The organism is Paraburkholderia sp. RL17-380-BIE-A (assembly GCF_046028085.1).
Classification (GTDB): Bacteria; Pseudomonadota; Gammaproteobacteria; order Burkholderiales; family Burkholderiaceae; genus Paraburkholderia.
Genome location: NZ_JARESQ010000010.1, coordinates 57,095 through 79,184, shown reverse-complemented (window position 1 = coordinate 79,184; position 22,090 = coordinate 57,095). Strand labels below are relative to the sequence as shown.

The 22,090-nt window shown below is 57.2% G+C and carries 21 protein-coding genes; 12 read left to right on the top strand and 9 right to left on the bottom strand.

Annotated elements, in window-relative coordinates; translation table 11 throughout:
* The first annotated feature begins 119 nt into the window (after window positions 1–119).
* Entirely contained in the window at window positions 120–455 is a 336-nt protein-coding gene (locus P0D68_RS18375; protein WP_408298735.1) for a hypothetical protein, read from the top strand.
* A 119-nt stretch (window positions 456–574) separates the two neighbouring features.
* Here the strand turns inward: P0D68_RS18375 and P0D68_RS18370 are convergent, their stop codons facing one another.
* Window positions 575–1,084 (bottom strand): hypothetical protein, encoded by a 510-nt coding sequence (locus P0D68_RS18370; RefSeq protein WP_408298733.1) that lies wholly within the window; start codon window positions 1,082–1,084, stop codon window positions 575–577.
* 425 nt (window positions 1,085–1,509) lie between these two features.
* Here P0D68_RS18370 and P0D68_RS18365 point away from each other — a divergent pair, with 425 nt between their 5' ends.
* Window positions 1,510–2,532: a hypothetical protein gene (locus tag P0D68_RS18365; protein ID WP_408468737.1), complete on the top strand. Its 1,023-nt coding sequence runs from the start codon at window positions 1,510–1,512 to the stop codon at window positions 2,530–2,532.
* 448 nt (window positions 2,533–2,980) lie between these two features.
* On the opposite strand, the gene P0D68_RS18360 is transcribed toward P0D68_RS18365, so the two are convergent.
* Window positions 2,981–3,892: a LysR family transcriptional regulator gene (locus P0D68_RS18360; protein WP_091808680.1), complete on the bottom strand. Its 912-nt coding sequence runs from the start codon at window positions 3,890–3,892 to the stop codon at window positions 2,981–2,983.
* A 164-nt stretch (window positions 3,893–4,056) separates the two neighbouring features.
* Between P0D68_RS18360 and P0D68_RS18355 the strand changes: the two genes are divergently transcribed.
* The 6 genes from P0D68_RS18355 to P0D68_RS18330 all read left to right on the top strand — a co-directional run bounded on the left by P0D68_RS18355 (window position 4,057) and on the right by P0D68_RS18330 (window position 9,278).
* A complete protein-coding gene (locus P0D68_RS18355) occupies window positions 4,057–4,755 on the top strand; it encodes a glutathione S-transferase family protein (RefSeq protein WP_091801144.1) in 699 nt (232 codons plus the stop codon).
* A 171-nt stretch (window positions 4,756–4,926) separates the two neighbouring features.
* Window positions 4,927–5,787: a helix-turn-helix transcriptional regulator gene (locus tag P0D68_RS18350; protein WP_286162067.1), complete on the top strand. Its 861-nt coding sequence runs from the start codon at window positions 4,927–4,929 to the stop codon at window positions 5,785–5,787.
* Window positions 5,788–5,890: 103 nt separating this feature from the next.
* Window positions 5,891–6,208 carry a DUF4148 domain-containing protein gene (locus tag P0D68_RS18345; RefSeq protein WP_408187828.1) on the top strand — a complete coding sequence of 106 codons (318 nt, stop codon included), beginning with the start codon at window positions 5,891–5,893 and terminating at the stop codon, window positions 6,206–6,208.
* A 483-nt stretch (window positions 6,209–6,691) separates the two neighbouring features.
* A complete protein-coding gene (locus tag P0D68_RS18340) occupies window positions 6,692–7,246 on the top strand; it encodes an aldehyde dehydrogenase family protein (RefSeq protein ID WP_408298728.1) in 555 nt (184 codons plus the stop codon).
* A complete protein-coding gene (locus P0D68_RS18335) occupies window positions 7,197–8,108 on the top strand; it encodes an aldehyde dehydrogenase family protein (RefSeq protein ID WP_408298726.1) in 912 nt (303 codons plus the stop codon). Before P0D68_RS18340 ends, P0D68_RS18335 begins: the two co-directional genes overlap by 50 nt.
* A gap of 51 nt (window positions 8,109–8,159) precedes the next feature.
* Window positions 8,160–9,278, top strand: coding sequence for an alkene reductase (locus tag P0D68_RS18330; RefSeq protein ID WP_408298724.1), 1,119 nt, complete (start codon window positions 8,160–8,162; stop codon window positions 9,276–9,278).
* Between the two features lie 622 nt (window positions 9,279–9,900).
* Here the strand turns inward: P0D68_RS18330 and P0D68_RS18325 are convergent.
* From P0D68_RS18325 to P0D68_RS18300, 6 genes are all read right to left on the bottom strand, one after another.
* Window positions 9,901–10,251, bottom strand: a complete 351-nt coding sequence (locus P0D68_RS18325) for a DUF1016 N-terminal domain-containing protein (protein WP_408298722.1) — start codon at window positions 10,249–10,251, stop codon at window positions 9,901–9,903.
* A gap of 968 nt (window positions 10,252–11,219) precedes the next feature.
* The gene (locus P0D68_RS18320; RefSeq protein ID WP_408298720.1) at window positions 11,220–12,422 is read right to left on the bottom strand and encodes a YncE family protein; all 1,203 of its coding nucleotides are present in this window, start codon (window positions 12,420–12,422) and stop codon (window positions 11,220–11,222) included.
* 31 nt (window positions 12,423–12,453) lie between these two features.
* The gene (locus tag P0D68_RS18315; RefSeq protein ID WP_408298718.1) at window positions 12,454–12,987 is read right to left on the bottom strand and encodes a GlcG/HbpS family heme-binding protein; all 534 of its coding nucleotides are present in this window, start codon (window positions 12,985–12,987) and stop codon (window positions 12,454–12,456) included.
* Window positions 12,988–13,030: 43 nt separating this feature from the next.
* Window positions 13,031–14,554, bottom strand: a complete 1,524-nt coding sequence (locus P0D68_RS18310) for a c-type cytochrome (protein ID WP_408298716.1) — start codon at window positions 14,552–14,554, stop codon at window positions 13,031–13,033.
* A 1-nt stretch (window position 14,555) separates the two neighbouring features.
* Window positions 14,556–16,208 carry a GMC family oxidoreductase gene (locus P0D68_RS18305; protein ID WP_408298714.1) on the bottom strand — a complete coding sequence of 551 codons (1,653 nt, stop codon included), beginning with the start codon at window positions 16,206–16,208 and terminating at the stop codon, window positions 14,556–14,558.
* Between the two features lie 2 nt (window positions 16,209–16,210).
* Entirely contained in the window at window positions 16,211–16,840 is a 630-nt protein-coding gene (locus P0D68_RS18300; RefSeq protein WP_408298712.1) for a sugar dehydrogenase complex small subunit, read from the bottom strand.
* Window positions 16,841–17,172: 332 nt separating this feature from the next.
* On the opposite strand from P0D68_RS18300, the gene P0D68_RS18295 reads away from it, so the two are divergent.
* From P0D68_RS18295 to P0D68_RS18285, 3 genes are read left to right on the top strand one after another with little or no spacing between them, the layout of a single operon-like run.
* Window positions 17,173–17,601, top strand: coding sequence for a MarR family winged helix-turn-helix transcriptional regulator (locus tag P0D68_RS18295; RefSeq protein ID WP_408298710.1), 429 nt, complete (start codon window positions 17,173–17,175; stop codon window positions 17,599–17,601).
* Window positions 17,602–17,652: 51 nt separating this feature from the next.
* Window positions 17,653–18,909: a M20 family metallopeptidase gene (locus tag P0D68_RS18290; protein WP_408298708.1), complete on the top strand. Its 1,257-nt coding sequence runs from the start codon at window positions 17,653–17,655 to the stop codon at window positions 18,907–18,909.
* A 6-nt stretch (window positions 18,910–18,915) separates the two neighbouring features.
* Complete coding sequence (locus tag P0D68_RS18285; protein WP_091808653.1) at window positions 18,916–19,551, top strand: trimeric intracellular cation channel family protein; 636 nt, start codon at window positions 18,916–18,918, stop codon at window positions 19,549–19,551.
* 79 nt (window positions 19,552–19,630) lie between these two features.
* Here P0D68_RS18285 and P0D68_RS18280 read toward each other — a convergent pair whose 3' ends face one another.
* A complete protein-coding gene (locus P0D68_RS18280; RefSeq protein WP_408298706.1) occupies window positions 19,631–20,584 on the bottom strand; it encodes a LysR family transcriptional regulator in 954 nt (317 codons plus the stop codon).
* Between the two features lie 185 nt (window positions 20,585–20,769).
* Here P0D68_RS18280 and P0D68_RS18275 point away from each other — a divergent pair, with 185 nt between their 5' ends.
* Window positions 20,770–22,068: an MFS transporter gene (locus tag P0D68_RS18275; protein ID WP_408298704.1), complete on the top strand. Its 1,299-nt coding sequence runs from the start codon at window positions 20,770–20,772 to the stop codon at window positions 22,066–22,068.
* Window positions 22,069–22,090 lie beyond the last annotated feature (22 nt).

Sequence of the window (22,090 nt, the reverse complement as noted above, 5' to 3'; positions counted from 1 at the left end):
TCGAAAATACTGACTCAGATACCTGACTTCGATCTACTTGGGATTCGCCAGGGGACAGCGGGGGGAGCACGGCGATAGAGACACGGACCATCGATGCTTTAAATGGCTGCCATGGCGCCATGACCGGCCATTCGGTGGCGCCGAACAGCTGTCTCTTCATGGCCGACTGTACTCGTTCAGCAACCGGCACGGTGAGCAGCCATTCGCAGGTTCGCTCGACGCCAACGGCCGCTTTGTGGCGTCCTCGCCGAACGGATACAACCGGCCACTTTCTGCCGTTCGCCTCAGCAAAGCAGTGGTCACTCGAACGGCTGGTTCACTCGGAAATCCGCCGGACGCGCGGCGAACGCTGGTTGAGGCCTTTGCAAACATTCAGCAATGTTTGCGGACCCAGCCGTTCAACGATCCGCACCAGCCGGTCGAAACTGATTCCGCCTGCCGAGTTCAACGAATGAAGGTGAAAACTGTGTGGTCAGCGACAAGAACTACAAACGAATGACCGTCATCTGTACCTCTGCGGGAGAGGCGGGATAAAGAGAGAGTCCAATCAGATCTCAAAACCAACGCCGATATTTCATTGGGAAGCTGCGCGAGGCGGATCCAACAAAGAGCACAGTTGCCTTATATTCGAAATTTGCTGCGTAAGCGACTTTATGGCTTCAGATAAAGTGCCCACGTGCGTAACGATATCGCTCCGCGTTTGATCTATCTGTGGCTGTACAGCTCGAATGGCGGTAACCGGATTCTCGGGATATAGCTCATCCTGTCTTTTTTGTAACTCTTTAAGCGAAGCTTGCAATTCATCGATTTGATGCTGATCGTTCGTGTTCAGCGTCGCTACTGCTTGCTCTACGCCGGTCAGCTTCCCTTCTATGATCTTGCAGTTTGTTATTTTTGGATCCTCCTTAGCCCTCATTTTCAGCCCGTTTTTACCCACGTCGATGTCCCGCCCTTGATGAACTTCGTATGAGAGGGATCCCACCAGTATCAGCACGGCGATTAGCAGAGCGATTAACAGCCCGGCTAATAGTCCCTTGGGTAAGCTCTTCAAAAAATCCCAAACATTCGACGCGGTGTTCGGCATGAACGTTCTCCAACAGAACGCACCGCCTATAGCATAGGAGCACCGCAGCCGAAATCCAGACGAGCTCGGTTGGTTCATTTCTGTAGCGCGTTCAATCGCGCGCTGGTACGGTCAGCGCGGCTTTATGCCGGGACCGTCCGGGGACTGGGAGCAGCCCCCATCAGTTGAGAGACGGGGTCTGCTCGACCCCGGTCGGCCGAAGCTTTCGAAACCCTATCAATCTGGGTTTCTGGCAAGTCGTAACCTACAGTGACTTGTCAGCGGTTCGCCCGGCGAGGCAGTGGACGAAATTCTGAATCGTCTCTTGCCCCAAGAAGATAGGGAAAAGCACCACGCTGAGATCGGCACCACGCGTGGACAGCAACACGGCGTCTCGCTTTAAACGGACGGTTAAAAGCAGTCGGCAGAAATCGAGCGAGGAATGTGTGGCCAATAAACTCATCAAGATCGTTTTCCTAGGCGCTGCATATATTGCTCTTGGTATTGCCGCAGCTGATACGTTGGATGGCGCGCAAACGAAATGGACCGCCGGTGACCTGACGCTAAGCATCCTAAAGGTCGCGGGAATTATCGTGGCCGGACTTTCGGGAGTTCTGGGTACCCTCTTAGAGACAAAAACAGATGATAAGAAACACCTATCGTCAAGTGGATGGACACTTTTGGTATTGGGCATCGGTGCGACTTTGATCGCACTCGCCATCGAAATCCGTGAATACGCAAAAGATAAGAAAGCGGACGAGGAGAAGAAGCAGGAAACCGTGGAATTGCTGAGGCAAATCCAACGCTCGGTCACCCGCTTTCAGGATGTGACGATGGATTTATGGCTCGATTTGCCGTTGCAAAATGGACTGTTCGATGCTTACCTACATGAGGCGAGCAAGCGAATGGCAAACATTCCGAAGAATGCCGAATCCAATAACGTTGTGAATGGAACTAATCGCTATTCTGCGACTGAGAAGTTACTTCAGTTGAGCGATCTACAACAATCCCCAGAGTTGTACGACTATCTCTCGAGCACGATTCCCTATCTCTACATCTTCAGAAATCCCATCAAAGGGGTAATCCGCCGGACTGAGCTTGGCAATGCAGATTTGGTTATGTACCCGGTTTCCGTACTGAAAAATGAAACGATTAAATTGGTACTCGATGATAAACAACACGTCACCAAGGCGACATTTGTAAGTGGGGGCGTGAAATTTCAATGGAGTGATCGTTCAACGACAGGAAAAATTCGCTCCGAGTTGGACCTGGAAAGCGGTGCCGAACTTATCTTCTTTCCAGAGAAAAATAGAAATTTATCGATTTGGGATGAAACTAAGATCACGGGCATAGCGCTGTTCATAAACGGTGAACGGTGGGATCTCAGGCTGCAGCAAGAAAAAACCGCCGATGGACACGTTGTGTACCGATGCATTCCTGTGCGAGACGGACGATACCTGAACTGCTGAATAAGATGCTTGCGGCAGTTTCGATGGCGCGGCAAACGCGCGATCCATCGATCCAAGTTCACTTTTCTTTCGTTGTCGAGCGGTCCTGTGACGATGCAATTGCTAACGGTGTGTGATGCGTACTCTTGGCGGTTTGTATTCATGCGCCTTGCGATGACCGGTGGTGTGCATCTACCGGACGGTTGCGTCTTTGTAGGTCGAGCGACGGGTCTGGGTCGACTTGGGTCGAATGCGGCCTGATCGACGACGGCGCGTTGTGGCGGTCCGTGTCAAACCGGGGTCGGCCATCTGCGGACGTCCGTTTAGGTGCTCACATTGAGGTCCGTGAGTCGGCTCCGCCGCTAAAAGCGGACTATCACGCGTAGCTGATACTGGCGAGTCATACCCGTCGCGTCCACGGAACGATAAATTTTGGAAGATCCTGAAAGGACTGTGCTTGCTCCGCTGACTACGCGCTTACGGCTGACCGTAGAAAGTCGACAAACGCACGCACTTTCGCTGATAAGTGGCGATTCTGTGGATAGAGGATGGAGAACGGGCGGGAGCGTCCACCATATTTCTGAAGAACCTCCACGAGATCGCCACGCTTTAAAGCTTCTGCCGCGGCGAAACGGTAGGTCTGGTAAAGGCCGCCGCTCGCATTGACCCAGGCGACGCACCCTAGCGCATCATTGAGTACCCGCATTCGGCTCTTTATCGGTTGTTCAATCTCGGCCCCTTTTTCATCAGTAAACAACCACTGCATCGGTCGCCCAGTATTAGGGGACACGTATTGAATGCAGTTATGCTTCTCAAGGTCATTGAGCGATAGCGGCGTGCCTCTTCTACGTAAGTAATCTGGTGTACTGAAAACGCCTAAAGACGCATCCTCCAGCTTATATGCCACCAGTCGCGAATCACGCTGGATGCCTAATCGGATAGCAAGATCAAACCCCTCTTCAACAAAATCAATGATCTTGTCGGAGATACTTATCTCGATGTCGATCTGTGGATAGGCCTCGGTGAACCTGGGCATCAAAGGCAGTAAGCGATATGTCCCGTAAGCGGCACTGACGCTGATGCGCAGCAGCCCACTCGGCACTGTCTGTGCGCCGGTGATCGCGCGCTCGGCCTCGGCGATTTGATCGAGCGCTATCTGACACTCCTTCCAATAAAGCTCCCCTTCATTTGTGACCTTGACGCTGCGCGTTGTCCGCGAAAACAGGCGCACACCAAGGCGCTGTTCGAGCCGACTGATCGATCGACTGACCGCTGCCGGGGTTACGCCAAAAACCTCGGCCGCGCCTGTGAAACTTCCCAACTCCGCGGCTTTACAAAATTGCTCGATGCTGCCGAGCTGGATCGATTCGATGGCGGCCATTGTTTGTTCCAAAATGTAATAGATGAATTGATGTTTACACCATTTATGTATGGACAGCAAGGTAATAAAGTGCATTCACTGCTCGCGCAGACAAGGAATTGTGACCAGCTCCTATACGCATACGGGTTGGCGCCATCTTCAACTTACATTCAGGAACGACGCAAATGACTACCAAACTGCACGTCTTCACCTCGCCCTCGGCCTTCCCCAACCCACAGCGCCTGCGTCTGTTCATGCATGAAAAGGGGATCGCAGATCAGTTTGACGAAACCATCTATGACATGACGCCGGTCGGCGAACAGCGTGGCTGGCGTCACTTGAAAATGAATCCATGGGGCGAAACGCCGACGCTTGAACTTGCTGACGGTAGCTTCCTTTCCGAGACTGCCGCCGTTGTCAGATATCTCGACCAGTCCTATCCCGGTCGAAAGATTATGGGCGACACGCCCTTGGAGCAGGGCTTGGACAATATGTGGGACAACCGCATCTGGGTTCACATCCTGTATCGGATTGTCACGGCCTTCCACGTTTTGCATACGGGTCTCGGTTTCAAGCTTGAACTGACGAAGAACGAGGCATGGGGTGAGCACTGCCGCAAGGAAGCATTGGCCCATGCCGCGCTGGTCAACAAGCATCTGTCGGACGGACGGCAGTGGCTGCTGGGCGGTGATGAGCCGACCTTCTCTGACATAACGCTGGCGACCGCAATCGCGTTCTCGAAGTTCCCGGTGAACGCCACTCCGCTCGACGAGCGTTTTGAATTTTTGGATGCCTACTGGCAGCGTTGGCAACAACGGCCGAGCTTCAAGGCCGCCTATGCCGACGGTAACAGCGGCATACCGGAGCTGGATAATCGGGCATAAAATGGGCTGGGCATCGCGCGACGCTCAGGAAAATGAGCCCGCGCGATCCGGCGACGTCATACCTCACGACGCGTTGGGCACTTTATACTCAGCAGCTTACACAGGCGGCGGTACTGGCCGCCCCAACCATCGCAGGCGCACTATCCATTGCTGTGCTCAATGACATTACGAATGTCGGCGCTTGTTCGGCCCAATATTTTCGGCATAGGAACATTGCGCGATATGGTCAAGAAAACCTCTCCCGAACAACGCCGTGAGCTAGGTACCTTCCTCTCCAGTCGACGGGCGCGTCTGCAGCCTAAGGAATTTGGTCTGCCTGAGGGCCCGCGGCGCACACCGGGCTTGCGGCGCGAAGAAGTCGCCGTGCTCGCAGGCGTCAGCGTCAGTTGGTACACCTGGCTCGAACAGGGACGCGACATCCAGCCCTCCGCAGACGCACTGCGGCGCATCTCGAAGATTCTCAAACTCGATCGGGTCGAATCCTCTCATCTCTTTGCGCTTTCGGCCCGTGAGGAACCGGCCGTCGTGACCACCGGCGGAGTTACCGAAGGTCTGGATAGGCTGGTTCGCGCGATCAACCCCATCCCTGCCTACGTGCGCAACACGCGATTAGACATACTCGCCTGGAATGATGCGATTGCGGACCTTTTCGTCGATTACGGCTCGCTGCAGCCGCACGAGCGCAATACGTTACGCCTGCTGTTTCTCTATCGCCCCTATCGCACGCTGATCCTCGATTGGGAGCAGATGGCGCGCGGCATGATCTCCACGTTCCGCGCCTCGCGCGCGCATGCGCAGGACAAAGTTCCGTTCGACGATCTGATTAATGAACTCTCGCAACAGAGCGCTGAGTTCCGTGACTGGTGGCAGGACACGGACGTGAAAGGTTTTGATGAGGGCAGCAAACGTCTGCGGCATCCGACTTCCGGACATATCGATTTCACGTATGTTGCGTTGACGCCGGAGGGTCGGCCCGACCTTTCGCTGGTGACGTATATCCCGCGCCATACTGCCTATGACACGCAGTCATAGGATTACAAGACGCCTTCTTCACTCGAATCGCTTTGTCTAGACTGGCATCACTAAATCGCAAACGGGTGTTTGCGAACAAAACCCAAGTCTGGAGGTAAGTATCATGAAACTCATTCAATCACTCGTCGTCGCCGCTGCTTTTGCTATTCCGGCTGTATCGTCGTTCGCCCAGTCAGAGGCACCTGTTAGCCGTGCGCAAGTGCGTGCTGATTTGGCTCAACTTGAACAGGCGGGCTACCAGCCGGGTGCTGGCGACCAAGCAACTTATCCGGTGCAGATTCAAGCCGCCGAAGCACGTGTCACCGCGAAAAATAACGCCGCTTCGGGTTACGGTGGAGTCTCGGGCGGATCATCCTCATCAGGCGCCTCGCTTAAGCCAACCGCCAATATCGCTACGAAGTCGATCTATTCGGGTCACTAAGCTGATCTGGAGCATCGGCAAAATGCGGCCTAAGGCTGGTTGCTGTCTTGATCGATAGCAAGCCAGCCATCTTGTTTTAGTACCTCCTCCTACGGCATATTTGCCGGTGGATCCCGCCCAGCTACGGCTGGCTTTTTTTTCGTACGCCGAGCTACCGCTAGATAAGAAATCAAAATGCGTTTGCTCAATTTCTTTGCCATTCGATAGCGGCACCTAGCGGCTTATCTTGATCGGAACTGGATGGTCCGCGCCCGACCCGCATTTCCGCCCATGTGGGCATCACGCGTATCGATCTCACGTATGTCGCAATGACGCCAAGGGTCGGCCCGACCTTTCCCTGGTGACGTATATCTCACACCATGCTGCCTATGACCCGCAGTCATAGGATTACGAGACGCCTTCTTCACTCAGATCGCTTTGCCTAAACTGACCATCAGAGCAGCACCTCATTCGCTGATTTCATCTGTCAAGGAGGCAATAACGATGTCGAATCACAACGCTCAGCCAAACACTAACGCGGTCAACGTCGCGACCTCGCGTAACCCTGCGACCAACGAACTGATCGCAACCTATACATTCCAGTCTGCCAACGAAGTGGAGCGCCTGCTTGTTGATAGTGCTGCAGCTTTCCGCCTGTGGCGGGCGACGCCGATGCGAGAACGCGTCGCTGCCTATCATCGCCTGTCGGCGATCTTGCGGGAAAGATCAGATAGCCTGGCCGCTCTCATCACCGCCGAGATGGGCAAGACCATCGGCGCAGCGCACGCAGAGGTCGAAAAATGCGCCGCCACCATCGAGTGGATCGCAGAAAATGGCCCTGCGATCATCGCAGACGAACCGGTCTCAGTCGATAGCGATGACGAGGTCCATGTTTCGTATCTGCCCATCGGCACGGTTCTGGCCGTCATGCCATGGAACTTCCCTTTGTGGCAGGTGGTACGCGCCTCTGGTCCGATCATGTTGTCGGGTAACGGCTTTTTACTGAAGCATGCGCCCAACGTTATGGGTTCTGCCTTATGCCCTGCAGGAGGCGTATGAAGCTGCCGGCTTTCCAAAAGGACTTTTCGCCAATCTGAATACCGACAACGAGACAGTAGCCCGCACGATCGAGGATGATCGGATCGCGGCGGTCACGCTGACAGGAAGTATGCGCGCGGGCTCGGCGGTGGCTGCCACAGCAGGAAAAGCACTCAAGAAGAGCCTGCTGGAGTTGGGCGGCGCTGACGCCTTCGTTGTCCTGTCCGATGCGAATATCGATCTGGCAGTGGAAGCGGGCATTAAAGCGCGATTCCAGAACGCCGGGCAGGTCTGTCTGGCCGCCAAGCGGTTTATTCTTGAAAAGCCCATCGCCGAAGAATTTACTCGCAAGTTCGTTGCTGCCGCAAAGCAAGTAAAGGCGGGGGACCCGCTTGATCCTGAGAGCACGATCGGGCCGATGGCGCGCCACGACTTGCGCGACGAACTACACCAGCAGATCGAACGTACCATTGCGGCCGGCGCGACCCTGCTGCTCGGTGGCAAGAAAATTGAGGGCACCGGCAACTTCTACGAACCAACGGTGCTAGCTGACGTCACCCCGGGCATGGCGGCATTCGACGAGGAAACATTCGGGCCGGTGGCAGCGATCACGGTGGCAGACAACGCAGAACACGCGATTGAGCTTGCCAATACCAGCGATTACGGACTGGGCGGCAGTCTCTGGACCAACGACATCGCACAAGCACAACGCATCGCACGTCGCCTGGAGACTGGTGGCGTATTCATCAACGGCTATCCCGCCTCGAATGCTCGCATTCCGGTCGGTGGGGTAAAAAAGAGTGGCTACGGGCGCGAACTGTCGCATTTCGGCTTACGCGAGTTCACCAACGCCCAGGCGGTCTGGGCCAAGGTCGTGGCCTGATCCACAACCATCACATCGAAAAACAAACGACTAATTCTCGAAGGAATAGCCATGATGTCTAATCTCAAATCCAGTCCTGTTTTGCAAGCGGCTACAATCGGCGGCTTGCTCCTGAAGAACCGCGTTGTGATGGCACCGATGACGCGCAGTCGCTCGGACGATGCCGGCGTGCCGCCTGACTATGCCGCCGATTACTATTCGCAGCGCGCTGATGCAGGTCTAATCATCACAGAGGCGACCAATATCTCGGCACAAGCGCGTGGCTACCCACGCACGCCGGGGATCTGGACTAGCGAACACATTAAGGCGTGGAAACACGTGACCGAGGCGGTGCATCGCCGAGAGGGCAGGATCTTCCTGCAGCTCTGGCACACGGGACGGATGTCACACCCCGATATGCATGCCGGTGCGCTGCCTGTCGCACCATCGGCGATCAAACCGGCCGGACAGATCCGCGTCCACGATGGCATGAAAGATTTTGTCACGCCTCGTGCGCTCGCGACGGACGAAATCCCGTTGATTGTCGAGGAATATCGCCGTGCTGCGGAAAACGCCAAGCTTGCCGGCTTCGATGGTGTCGAAGTGCATTCGGCCAATAATTACCTACTCGAACAATTCATTCGTGACAGCACGAATCATCGTTCGGACAGGTATGGTGGTTCGGTAGAGAATCGATTGCGTTTCCCACTCGATGTCGTCAAAGCCGTTATCGATGTTTGGGGCGCAGACCGCGTCGGCATCCGCATTTCGCCAGTCACTACGACCCCGGATGACACACCGCCCGACAGCAATACGATGGAGACATACGGTGCATATGTAGACGCGTTGTCACGCCTCGGATTGCTTTATATACACGACATCGAGGGCGTGACTCAACTGAGCCGCGAAGCGTCAGAAGGCATCAGCTTCACTGACCTGCGCAAGCGCTTTAAAGGCGCCTACATCGCCAACAATCAATACACGCTCGCCCTAGCCGAAAAAACACTGGCTGCGGGAGACGCGGATCTGTTCAGCATAGGACGGCCGTTCATTGCCAATCCGGATTTGGTCGAGCGCTTCAGGACAGGCGCTCCACTAGCCGAAGCGCCAAAGGAATATTGGTATGGCGGAGACGCGAACGGATATTCCAACTGGCCGCGGATGAACGGTCAGAGTGCAATAGATCAATGAGGAGGGTAAAACCCCGGTCATTGAGCGAGATTAACATACTGCACTCTCTATAGAGCCAAACCGACTTGGTACGTGCAACATCGTTTGGCGGCCGGAGACCATCGATGGAATGTAACTAGCGCAACTCCCATGTTGAACGGTCTTCGGCGAATCAATTCGAGACTAGTCGAGATGGTCGATAGCCGGTCTTCCCAGACAGGAAAGAAATGACTGTTGTACTCTGGAACCGGTCGTTTGGATGGCCCCATCCGACCGTCCGTAGTGGGTCGAGAGTGTGAGGTCACTGATCGAGAAAGCTGTCATTCGGCGGCGACGACAAACCACCGGCCGCAGTCCGCCATATTGCTGACGTAGCGGTCGTCCGGTCCCAGCGGCAGCAAAGCCCGACCAGCGGTCCTCCGAAACTTCGTTAGCGATGCGCAAATCGAGCTCACAGAGTTCGAGGCACTCTTCTCTTTAACGCCTTGGCAACCGTAGCTGCAATAACGGGTGTTAAGTCACCGTGCGCGCCTGCTCGGAATTACGGTCCTGTGGATCGTCAGTGAGGCCGAGAACGTCCGCAATGTCCGGATCATCCTGCGCATCCCGAGCGAAATCGCACTGTTGTCGAGCGAAGCTTCCCCTAAAATTCGTCACGGCACTGGCGGCTCGCGCAGAGCGCTGTCTTGATCTGCATCGTCAGAACGTGCCGCGGCCAGCCATGCTCATGCGTCTTGCCGGCATACGCGCTTCCTCGCTTCGAATCCTTGACCATATGCAGTAAGGTAGAAAGATGGAACCAAGGCAATTGTGCAGCAGGCTCTGCCCGAATTTGGCCCTCTGGCCAAGCCTGCATAAGCGAGCGCATATATTTCAGGTTGCGTTGAGAAAATCCGCGCATGTCGGGAACCTCGAATTTAGGTTCCGGGCAAGTTGGGCAACTATTCCAGCGCCCCGCCCCGTCGCCACCGATGATCGCCGGGTCCTCAGCCAATCTGCCCGACTCCTCGTGCAGTCGCAGCCCAATCCAGCGCAGGGAGGCTTCCCTGCCGGCGCCCCACTGCGCGTTGGCTTAGCTGCCTCAGGACGAGGTTGCAATCCACCGCATTCCTCCGTCCTTGGTCCGTTGATTTTGCTCATGGAATACCAGTTGTCTCGCGACAATGGGGTATCCCGGCTCGGTCGTCCAGACTGTTGACGCTGTCAGCGCAGCGCTACTCGCCGGCTGCGACTCAGGGCGAGGTCCGGCGGCGCGATCGGCCTTGAACGCAGGCGCATGGGTGGCGCAGGCGCCCAGCGACGAAGTGGACGCGGCGACGCCCTTCCTAGCATCGATGACTTTGCCCGTAAGCCAAGGTCCTGTCACTCATCAAACTTAGGTCACCGCTCCAACGCAGAATCGGATGTCGCCTCGACGGCAGGTGCAAAATCAGGGGAACTTCTGCGGCAATCGGTCCGCTGCCCTGCAGGCAACTCGTGTCTCTCAAGCGGTCACTTTAAGACCGCTTTTGCTCGCTGCGAAGGACTTGCTGCAGTGAGGCAGCATGAGGGGCGTTCAGAATAGTTTCTATGAACAGCAGCGCCGACACCGGTCGGACTCGGTAAAGTTAATGTCGATCGGAAATAGTGAAAGAAGCTTGGCGCGACGGCGACCTATTTCGCGCGACAACAATTAGTTGCGCATCATGCCGACGGGCAAACTAATCTGACCGGGCGACGACTCGGACGTGAGACACGAGGCTAATTAATTGCGTGCACATTTGGTGTGAGTCGCTACATCGCGTCTCGGCGGAAGCGGTTCCTGCATCGCGTACGGGGAATTCTTGCCTGTCAAGGGATGGTCGTTCCTAATCTACCTAATACGCACAAGAACGGTGCCACACTCATAGCGTTTGCACGAGCGGATCGCGCACCGTGTGGCTCTTTTTGATGGTTCCAACCAGTCACGCATCAGCACCGTATTCAGCGCGGTGCAGTTCGAATCGACGACGGCCCACCGGTCAGCGCAATCCGCGGGCCAACTTCATGCAAGCGTCCGCCATCCACGGCGAAAAATGCGAGTTGCTTCTCGACGTTGAACTGCACGATCAAGTACTTACTGTCCGCAGTGAACGCGATGCCCTGTGCTGCTTCTCCGCCAGCCGCTTCGGAAACCTTCACCGCCTGTCCGTCGCGAATCGCGAACAACAGTACCTTCCCGCGCGGCTGACGACCTGGATTGTCTGGCGTCAGATTCGAGCCATCCATTGCCTGGACGCCAATCCATTTGCCATCTGGCGAAATGGCAACGCCTTCAGGCAACGACGGCACGGTGATGTGTTGAACCGCGCGGAACGGCTCATGCGCCGTGTCGATAAGTGTGATTGCATCGGCATCGCCCGTGAGCGTGCCCGCGTAAGACGGCAACCCGGCGAGACCAACATCACTCACGACAGCCCACTTACCATCGCTCGACACGTCGATCGTGTACGGAGCCACGCCGCTCGACAAACGCAAACCGCTATCTGATACCCGAGCATCGGCAACGTTGAGCACAGCGACGCCCTGCTCATCGCGCATGGCCACCAAAGCGCGCCGCCCATCATGAGTGAAACTCACGCCCGCCAGGCGTTTGTGTCCAACAGTCAGACGCCCGGCGAGCGTCACATTCCCATCGTCAATTCGAAGCTCCACAACACTGCCGTCGACACACGTAACAAGTGCAAGCCGACCCGCGTGGTCGATCGCAATCCCTTGAGGATGACTCCCTATCTCGATCCGGCTCACGACAGGCACCGGCGCGTGCAAATCGACTACTTGCACAAATGAATCCATTTGCAGCTTGCTCGTTGCATGATCGTAGCGAGTCGGTGCGCCGACCAGCGCGATGGCGCCGTCTGGTGTAATTGCAACTGCTTGCGGCGGACCCTGAATGCCATTCTCGACCTCCACCTGCGCCTTTATCTGGGGCGGGAAATGGCTCGCATCGAGAAGCGTCAACGTGTCAGGGCCGTGAGTGTCGGGATATGTATCGCGCCCCTCGACCCGCTGATACTTTCCGTCGTTACCCGACACGATCCAGTCGGCCCCTTCGGACGCAGATGCGAACGTCGATGAGGTAACGGCGATGGTCAGCGTAATTACCGCCTGCGCACAGAGGGTGAATTTAGAAATAGATAATTGCATGTCGATGTCTCGGTAATGACGTCTCGTGAAACTATTTTGCCGATGCGGCTACCGCTATGGCTCCCGCGCCGGCCTGGGCAATTATGGAGTCCTGGACGCCGGCGCCACCGCTGGCGCCCACCGCTCCCTCCAGTTTGCCGTCAATCACGATCGGAATCCCGCCCTCGCCCGCCAAAATGCCAGGAATGCTCAGCACAGCCGCTGAGCCGTTATTTACCGCTTCTTGCATCGCCTTCGTCGGCCGACGAAATTGCGCGGACGCGCGCGCCTTCGCCTCCGCAATCGCGAGCGACGCCAGTTGGGTGTTGTCCATCCTGTCACACGACAGCAGATTGCCGGCGCTGTCGACTACAGCAACCGCATATTGCCAGTTACGTCGATGTGCTTCTGTCTCGGCGGCATCGATAACCTTGCGGGCCTGCGTCAATGACAGAGGAGGACCATAAGGCACGTCAAACGGTAACTTCTCCGGCACGTTCGGGGTATCAACTGACTGGGCTTGCGTCGCACCGGCAACACTCAGGGCCACCAACGCGAGAAGAGACGAAACAGCAACTTTGAACATAGATGAACCCTCATTCACACATAACGCGCCACGCGATGGTCTTTTATCCGTTGCTCCGGCCGTCAGCGACCTCGGACTGATGCGCACGCCACTTCCAGAACGCAAACGTGCCGAACAGCAACACGAGTCCGCACAGACCCGCCACCGGCAAGATGTACGGCTGAATCCACGCGAGCAATGGCAACTGGCCGCCCTGGCGCGCAACTGCGACATCGGCTGAAGTCACGGGAGCTTTCGGATTGCCGAAGTGCTGCAATACGTAGTTCGAGATCGCGGCAATCTGATCGTCGGTTAGAGGCTGTACGTACGACTCTTCGCCAAAGTTCGGCATAAGCACGTGCCTGTCACCCACTTTGCGATCCACACCATGAAGGATGGTCGCGACCAGATTCGATGAATTCGTGCCGCCCGTCGCTGTATTATGAAATAGCGACGGATAGCTTTGATCGGCGCTGCCCGAACCGTCCGCGCGATGACAGCTTGCGCAATAGCCACTGAACAACGCAGCGCCGGAGGACGGCGGAACGATACTGTTCTCACTCGACATGCCGCGCAGCGACGCTTCATCGCTACCATGGCCGTCGTACGCGAATGCCGGCTTGCTTTCGCCCGGCGTGCGGATCGGTGCCGTGCTGCGCAGGTAGACTGCGATCGATTTCAGATCGTCGTCCGACAGGAACTGCAAACTGTTTTGCACCGCTTCGGCCATGCCGCCAGCCGCTTGGTTCTTGCCGTCGACGTGGCCGGCTTTCAGATACGTGACGAGTTCGTCGTCGGACCATGCACCGATACCGCTGACCGGATCCGATGTGATGTTCGGTGCGTACCAGGGCCCAAGTTGTGCGCCGCTGAATCCCTGGTCGATATCTTCGGCCATCATGAAGTTACGCGGCGTGTGACACGCGCTGCAATGCGCGAGTACGTTCGTCAGGTACGCACCGCGATTCCACTCGACGCTACGATGCGGATCGACCGTGAAGCGCTGATTCTTCAGAAACAGCATGTTCCACACGATCATCGACTGACGGATGCTGAACGGAAGCGGCAATGCCGTTTGCGGTGGAACGTCGTCGACCGGCTCCACACCCTTCATGAAATACGTATAAAGCGCGTGCACGTCCTTATCCGTCATGCCGACATATGAGGTGTACGGCATCGCCGGATAGAGATGCGCGCCGTCGGCGCGAACGCCTTCGCGCAACGCGCGCGCGAACTGCGCCTCGGTGTAATTGCCTATTCCCGCTCTTTTCGAGGGCGTGATGTTGGTCGAGTAGATCGTACCCATCGGCGACACGATGCCGTAGCCACCTGCAAACGGTTTGCCTTTGTCCGCGACCGTGTGACATGCCATGCAGTCGGACGCAATCGCAAGAAGATGACCTTGATGGATCAACGCGGTTTCCGTATCTGGCGCGGCTGCACCCGTAACCGAGTTCGCGACGCTTTGCGCAAACGCGGCTGCTGCACCAAGCGCACTCACGCCGAGCGCGATGATCGCTACCCACGCGCGGCGACGCCTCTTGGCCGCGTCCACCGAGCGGCGCGCATTGAAGAATCGATCGATCATGTCAGCCTCGCCGCAAGGTTCTTTCGATCGAATCGGCTGATTTGATAGCGAGCGCGGCCATCGACAGTGTGGTATTCACCACCGAAGCTGACGCCATCGCACCGCCGCCGGGCAACCAGAGGTTCACGTGATCGTGCGCGCGGCAATCGCCATCGACGACCGAGTCTTTCGCGCTCGCCCCCATGATCGTGCCGCCCATGATGTGGTTATTCGCGTTCAGGCTCTTCGTGATATTGAACTCGAGCGCCCCGAACAACTGGCCAATATGCTCGAGTTGCGCGTGCGCAGCGGTCGCGCCGTCGCGCACATAATCGCCGACGTCGTAGTAGATATCGGGGCACGCAAGACCATGCGGATCGCGGCGCGTTCTGCTCAACGTGAGACGGTTTTTAGGGTCGGGCAACGGCTCAAGGCTGATCGACAGATCGACGCCAAAAATCGCGCGGCGGCGAATCTCGTCGTCCAGTTCCTTGCCGACGAGACCGAGTTGCAATGCCTGCTCCGTGGCCGGAGCGACGCGCGAGATATTGTTCAGGATCATCTTGTTTGACGAATACTTCGAGCGGAACGCACCGTCGCGCGGACCGACGATGCAACTGCTCTGTGCTGGTCCGCGACCCAGCCACAACGGCTCGTTGGCAAGGAACGTGCAGTGAAAACCGGAGTGGTCCATCATGTTGCGGCCGACCTGGTCCGAGCTGTTTGCAATGCCGTTGGGATTGCGCGCATTAGCGGCGAGCAGCAACAGACGTGGCGTCTCGATGCCATTGCACGCGAGTACGAAGGCACGCCCCTTCGCCGCATGCGACTGGCGATTCGCATCGTAGAAATGAACCGCGGTGATGTTGTTCTGGTCGTCAGTATCGATCTTGTAGACCACCGATTCCGCCATCACTTTTGCGCCCTTCTTTTCGGCGCTCTGAATCGTGTGAATACCGTTGTACATTGCGCCGATCGGACAGATCGGCTGACAGTTGTTGTTGCCGCAGCAGGTCGGCCTGCCATTCCACGGTCGCGTGCTACGTCCTTGCGGAATTGGGATCGAGCGATAGCCGTGCGCATTGACGATTTCGGCAAAACGCGTGTCGCCGTAAGCCCAGGGGACCATGTCCATTGGATACGGACGGCTGCGTTCGGACGGCGATTGCCGTTCGGGATCGTTCGGACCGGCAACGCCGAGCGCTTCCTCCGCGCGGCAATAGTATGGTTCGAGATCGTCGTACGAGATCGGCCAGTCACGACCCACGCCGTATGTCGATTGCATCTTGAAGTCCACCGGTAGATGGCGCCAGCACGACGCTGCCCAGTGCCACGTCGTGCCCCCCACCGTGCGCAGATAGCCCTGCTTGAAACTACCCGCGCTTGGGCCACTCAATGCGACGTAATCGTTCGGCGGAAAGTACAGCGGCGCGGGCGCAGCTTTCGCCTGCGGATACAGACCCTGAAAGTCAGAACCGACTCGATTCGGGAATGGCATGTTTCGCCAGTTCTCGACAGCGGTTGCGCGGTCGATGCGCAGTCCTGCTTCAAGAATCACGACAGAGTGGCCTTGTCCGGCGAGTTGATCGGCGATCAACGCGCCGACCACGCCTGAGCCGACGATAACGACGTCCGCGACGACATCGCCGCTGGAGGAGATTGTGGGCGATACCATGTTCAAGCCTGTTTTTGCGTGGTGGGCGCAGGCGCGGCGCTACGCGCTCTGGCGGCTTCGGCGGGCGTCGAAACGCCGGCGGCGGGCGGCTGCCTTTCCCACCAAAGAGGTCCGTTTGCGCAGTAAGTCGGCGCGCTCAGACCGTCGGCGACGGTCGCGTACATCAGCGAATCCGCGTACGCGACCATCTTCGAATGCTGGTCGCGCGTGACGGTGCCGGTGTACCAGCCGGCGACGATCGCAGTCGCGATGTCGTGCAGCCCGGCACCATTGGCAGCGGCAAGTAGCTGTTGCGGGCTCTGCCCTGAATGCATCTCATCCGCGAGCGCCGCTGCCTGCGCGGCAAAAACACTATCGCTAGCGCACAGCGTCGCGAACAAACGCGCACCGAAAGTCGCGTTCATCGACGCGTGGCCGGTCAGCGCTTTCGATAATTGCACGAAGGCCGTTGCGTCGAGCAACGGCGCGCTCGTCGCACGCTTGGCCGCCGATACCCGCGCCCCCTGCGCAAACACCGCTGTAGGGGAAAGAAACGCGAGCTGCGTCGCAGCCGCGAGTGTCTTGAGCGCATGACGTCGGGACAGATTTGGCGCGCCCGGATCGCATTCCGAACTGATTTTTTCTCTGAGCATTCGAGGTTGCTGGAACGGTCAACGGGCGTGTCACTACATCCGGCGCGGACAAATCCAATTGGACCGGCCCAAGCATTGGGTAAGTTGAAATTCACGTTCAGGTTTGATTGCGCCATTGGCGAAATTCTGCTGAATACTATCTTGGAACCGGTTCCAAATGAAAATTAATTTGTGGAAACTCGATTGCAATACTTGCAACAATCGTGCGTGATTACATCTGGTCGCGTTCCACAGCGTCCGTTGCACCGGTGGACGAACAATCCGTGTATAACAAACTAGTTGAATATTTCAACTAGTTTGTTATACTTTGCTTATCCGCCATGGAGTTTCCTGTGTATTCCGATTTTCTGAATTTCAAGCTGGACATGACCAGTGCTCTACTCATGGAGCACGCTAACGCTGTATATCTCCAGCATTGGGATCTGGATGTGCGCGGATTGCGGGTGTTGCGCCTGATCCACGCCTGCCCTGACATCACCCCCAAGGAAGTTTCATCCCGCGCGTTGCTGGAAAAAACACTGCTGTCCAAGACACTATCGCTGCTTGAGTCTCGCAAACTCATCTCCCGCACCCCCCACCCTGTCGATCGGCGCAGCGTCGGCTTGCGCACTACGGCCAAGGGCGCCCAAGTCGCAGATGATTCCTCGGCCGTGGGTGCAGAACTTGAAGATCGGCTCGTGTCGGCGCTTTCGCTTAAGGAACGCAAGGCACTTGATGGTCTGCTATCCAAGCTGATGGACAGCCTGCTACCGCCTGCTTGACGCAGCCGTTTTCCCATCACTTTGCCGCCTTTGTATTTGAAGGAATACCCGATGTCGTCCTTAAAAAAGTTAATCCCCGAGCTTGATGCCCTGTTGCCTGAATTGGAGGAGGTATACAAAGATCTCCACCGTAACCCCGAACTATCGATGTGCGAGTTCCGCACAGCGAAGATTGCCGCCGACTATCTGGGGCGTTATGGCTACGATGTTACGCAAGAGATAGGCGTGACTGGCGTTGTCGGAGTGCTGCGCAACGGCGAAGGCCCGGTGGTAATGCTGCGTGCCGACATGGACGCGCTGCCCATGGCTGAAGCCACTGGCCTGCCCTACGCCAGCGATGTGGTTAGCCGCGATGAAGACGGCGTGGAAGTTCCTGTGTGCCATTCCTGCGGGCATGACATGCATGTCACGTGGTTAATGGGCGTGGCGCGGGTATTGGCAGAGAACCTCGACACCTGGCACGGCACGCTTCTAGCCGTGTTCCAGCCAGGCGAAGAAGTGGGCAAGGGGGCGCAGAGCATGCTCGACGACGGTATGCTCCAACGCTTTCCCAAGCCCGACATCGTTCTTGGTCAGCATGTGATGGTCGGGCCGGCTGGCACCGTCGGTCATCGCAGCGGCACCATTCTGTCGGCCGGTGACAGCCTGAAAATCAAGTTGTTCGGCCGCGGCGCGCACGGCTCCCAGCCGCAAACCTCGGTAGATCCGGTCATCATGGCGGCATCGACAGTACTGCGCCTACAGACCATCGTATCGCGAGAAATCTCCCCGCAGGATCGGGCCGTCCTTACCGTTGGCTCGTTACAGGCTGGCACCAAGGAAAACATCATCCCCGACAATGCCACGCTGAAGCTGAACGTGCGCACCTACGACGAGGACGTACGCGACTATATGCTGGGCGCCATCAAGCGAATCTGCTGCGCCGAATGCTCGGCGTCCAATGCACCACGCGACCCCGAGTTCACGACGATCAACCGCTACCCGCTGACGGTCAACGATGCACAGGCCTCCGCCACTCTGGCCGGAGCTTTCGGTGCCTGGTTTGGCGACCGCGCCTATGAAACGGCGCCGGCAGCCGCTAGCGAGGATTTCAGTGTGTTTGGCCGCGCATGGCAAGTGCCATACGTGTTTTGGTTCGTGGGCTGTACCGATCCGCAAGTGTACGAACAGGCCAAGGCCGCGCGACAAATAAATACTATCCCAAGCAACCATTCACCCCAGTTCGCGCCTTTGCTGCACCCAACCTTGCGCACCGGACTTGAAGCGATGCTGTGCGCGGCCTTCGCCTGGTTCGGGAACGCCGAATAGCCTGCGATGGACAGCCATCTGATCTATACGGTACTCGACCTGTTGGGCACGTTTGCATTTGGCGTAAGCGGCGCAGTCGCGGCACGTCAGCAGCGGCTGGATCTGTTCGGCATTGCGACCATTACCTTCATCGTCGCGTGCGGAGGTGGGATTTTGAGGGACGTGTGCCTTGGCGCATTTCCGCCGGTAGGCCTGTCGAGCTGGCGGTATCTGGCCGTGTCGCTGGTCGCTGCCGCCTGGGTCGTGTGCTCTTACCCAACGGTGTGTCGAATGAAATCGCCTGTACAGCTTTTCGATTCCATCGGCCTTGGACTGTTTGCAGTTGCGGGAGCGAAAAAGGCTTTGGCCGCCCATGCCGGCGCGGAAGTCGCGATAGTTCTGGGAACGGTCAGCGCCGTGGGCGGCGGAGTGCTCAGAGATATATTGCTGTCACGCGTGCCAAGCATCCTGCAGCGGGAAATTTACGCCTCCGCCGCGCTGGCAGGCGCCAGCGTCGAGGTTCTTCTCAGCTACACCGGCGCAAGCTCGGTGTGGACCCCGTGGGCAACAGCCGTCGCATGTACTGTGCTGCGGCTCGTATCGCTGCACTTTGGCTGGCGACTGCCTTCCAGTCGGGATGACGGCAGCAAGCAACTGCTCTAAACCCTGTCTGTCTTCCCGGTTAGCCGACCTCGCGGCATTTTGGGTATCGCAATTAAACACCTGTGACGCCACCACCGTGCTATTCACGCCCCTTCGGTGGCTTGATGCGGGGAATTGCGCCAGCGCGTCGGAACGTAGCTCCCATGTTGCCGCTGCTCTCACGAATCATGTCGATCAACGCCCTCGCGATAGATGTCGCGAGGGCCAGGTCACGGCAGATCAAGCCAATCGTCATGTTGGGCAACGGTTCTGATATCTGCACTCGGCGCAGTTTTGAGTTGTATTCGGGCATGTGGAAAGGTAATGCACTCCACATGCTAATGAGATCCGTCGTCGTCGCCATTTCCACGTACAGCGTTGTCGACGTGCAGCGCAGCACGCTAGACGGTGGCTCAACACCGTTGGCGCTGAAGAGCGACCCTACCAGGCTTGTTGCATCGTCGAAGCCATCCCAACTGAGCCATGCCGACTGGGCCAGCTCACGCAGGGACTTCTTTCCGCGCAGTGGGTGATCCACACGAACCGCTAAAGCGGTCGGAATGGTATAAAGCTCCTCCCAATGGAACCGTGGTTCGACTGGTTGCCCGATACGGGAAACCAATCCCAAATCGATCGAACCGTCCGCCAGCCCCTCTTGTAGCTGTAGCGGCCGGAGTTCACGCACGTTGACGCTGACATGCGGGTGCATCCGCATGAATCGTTTAAGCGCCTCGGCAAACGGTCCAGTTGCGGTTGCTGGTGTGACGCCTACCGTCACATTGCCACGAGCAATTCCTAGCAGATTGTCGATGTCCTCTTTCGCGTGCTGCATCTCCAGTTCGATGGCGCGCGCGTGCCGGACCAGACTCTGCCCATACGAAGTCAGTTGCACACCATTGTTGAACCGCAAAAGCAACGGCGCCCCGAGTTCAGTTTCGAGATCGGAAAGTGCCTTGCTAATCGCCGGCTGGGTAATGTGAAGCACCCGGGACGCCTCGCGAATGCTGCCCTTCTCTGCCACCACGATCAACGAGCGAAGCTGGTGAAGTTTCATTAGAAGTATCCGTTGCCGTGTCGTAGGAGGAGACCCGAGGATAGCCGAACGTCAGCTAACGTAAAAGTTGGCGATAAGAAAAAGTAATCGGCATAAAAACAAACGAATTGCGGTAACAAATTGACGCCTTCATTGTTGGATCACCGCGTCAAACGCGCGACACCCACCACCCCACCGGAATCGTCATGGCAAATCTGCATAGCCCGGCCGTAGATTCGGCGATCAGTGCATCCACTGAGGTCCGAGCGTCAAATTTCAAGCTGATCGCCGCAACAGCACTCGGAAACGGTCTTGAGATGTTCGATTTCACGATTTACAGCTTCTTCGCGCTTCTTATCGGAAAGCAATTTTTTCCGTCAGACACGCCTTTCGGTTCCTTGTTAATGGCCGTAGCGACGTTCGGCATCGGCTTTGTGATGCGCCCCCTCGGTGGTGTGCTGATCGGCAATTATGCGGACCGCGCTGGTCGAAAAGCAGCAATGACGCTGACGATCATGATGATGGCCGTAGGCACTGCGCTCATCGGACTAGCTCCGACATACAAGAGCATAGGAGTGCTGGCTCCAATATTGATCGTCATTGGACGATTGATCCAGGGGTTTTCAGCAGGCGGGGAAATTGGGGCATCGACCACCCTGCTCATGGAGTCGAGCGGGCCCTCCAGTCGCGGCTTTCTTACGAGCTGGCAAGTAGGTAGCCAAGGTGCAGCAGCACTGATCGGCGCTCTGAGCGGATTTGCGTTGTCGAACCTCTTATCACCAGTGAACCTCGAGACGTGGGGTTGGCGGGTACCTTTCCTGTTCGGACTGTTAATCGGTCCTGTGGGCATGTACATCCGTCAGGCGCTCGACGAAACACACACGGACGCGCCTAGGCCCCAAAGCGCCTTCCGAGAAGTGCTGTCCAACTATAAACGCCAGTTGATAATCGGCATCTCGCTGATCATCAGCAGCACGGCCGCTATGTACGTCGTCGTGTTCTACATGCCCACGTATCTGATTCGCGTGCTGCACTTACCGCCGTCCACGGCCTTCCTGGCAGGATGCGTCTCCGGCGCCACATTGATGGTCGGCGCACCTCTCGCGGGCCTTATAGCGGACCGCCTGGGGCGCAGGAAGCCCATGGTGATGTGCGCGATGGTCATGGGCGCTGTCTTGATCTATCCAGCATTCTGGTTGCTTAATCACACCACCGATATTGGCATCGCACTCGTCATCATCGCGTGTCTGGTAGCGTGCCTTGCCGGCTCATCGATCCCGATGATGTTGCTCCTGCTCGAATCGTTCCCGAAGCACGTTCGGGCAACCGGCCTTTCGGTTGTCTACAGTGTAGGCGTCTCGATTTTTGGTGGCTTCGCCCAATTTATCGTGACGTGGCTCATTAGCACCACCGGAAACCAGATGTCGCCCGCATGGTACATGGTCGTATGCAGCCTCATTTCGCTTGCCGGCCTGATAGCGGCGCAAGAGCGGCGCACCGACTGAGCGCGCCGCACTACTTCAACGA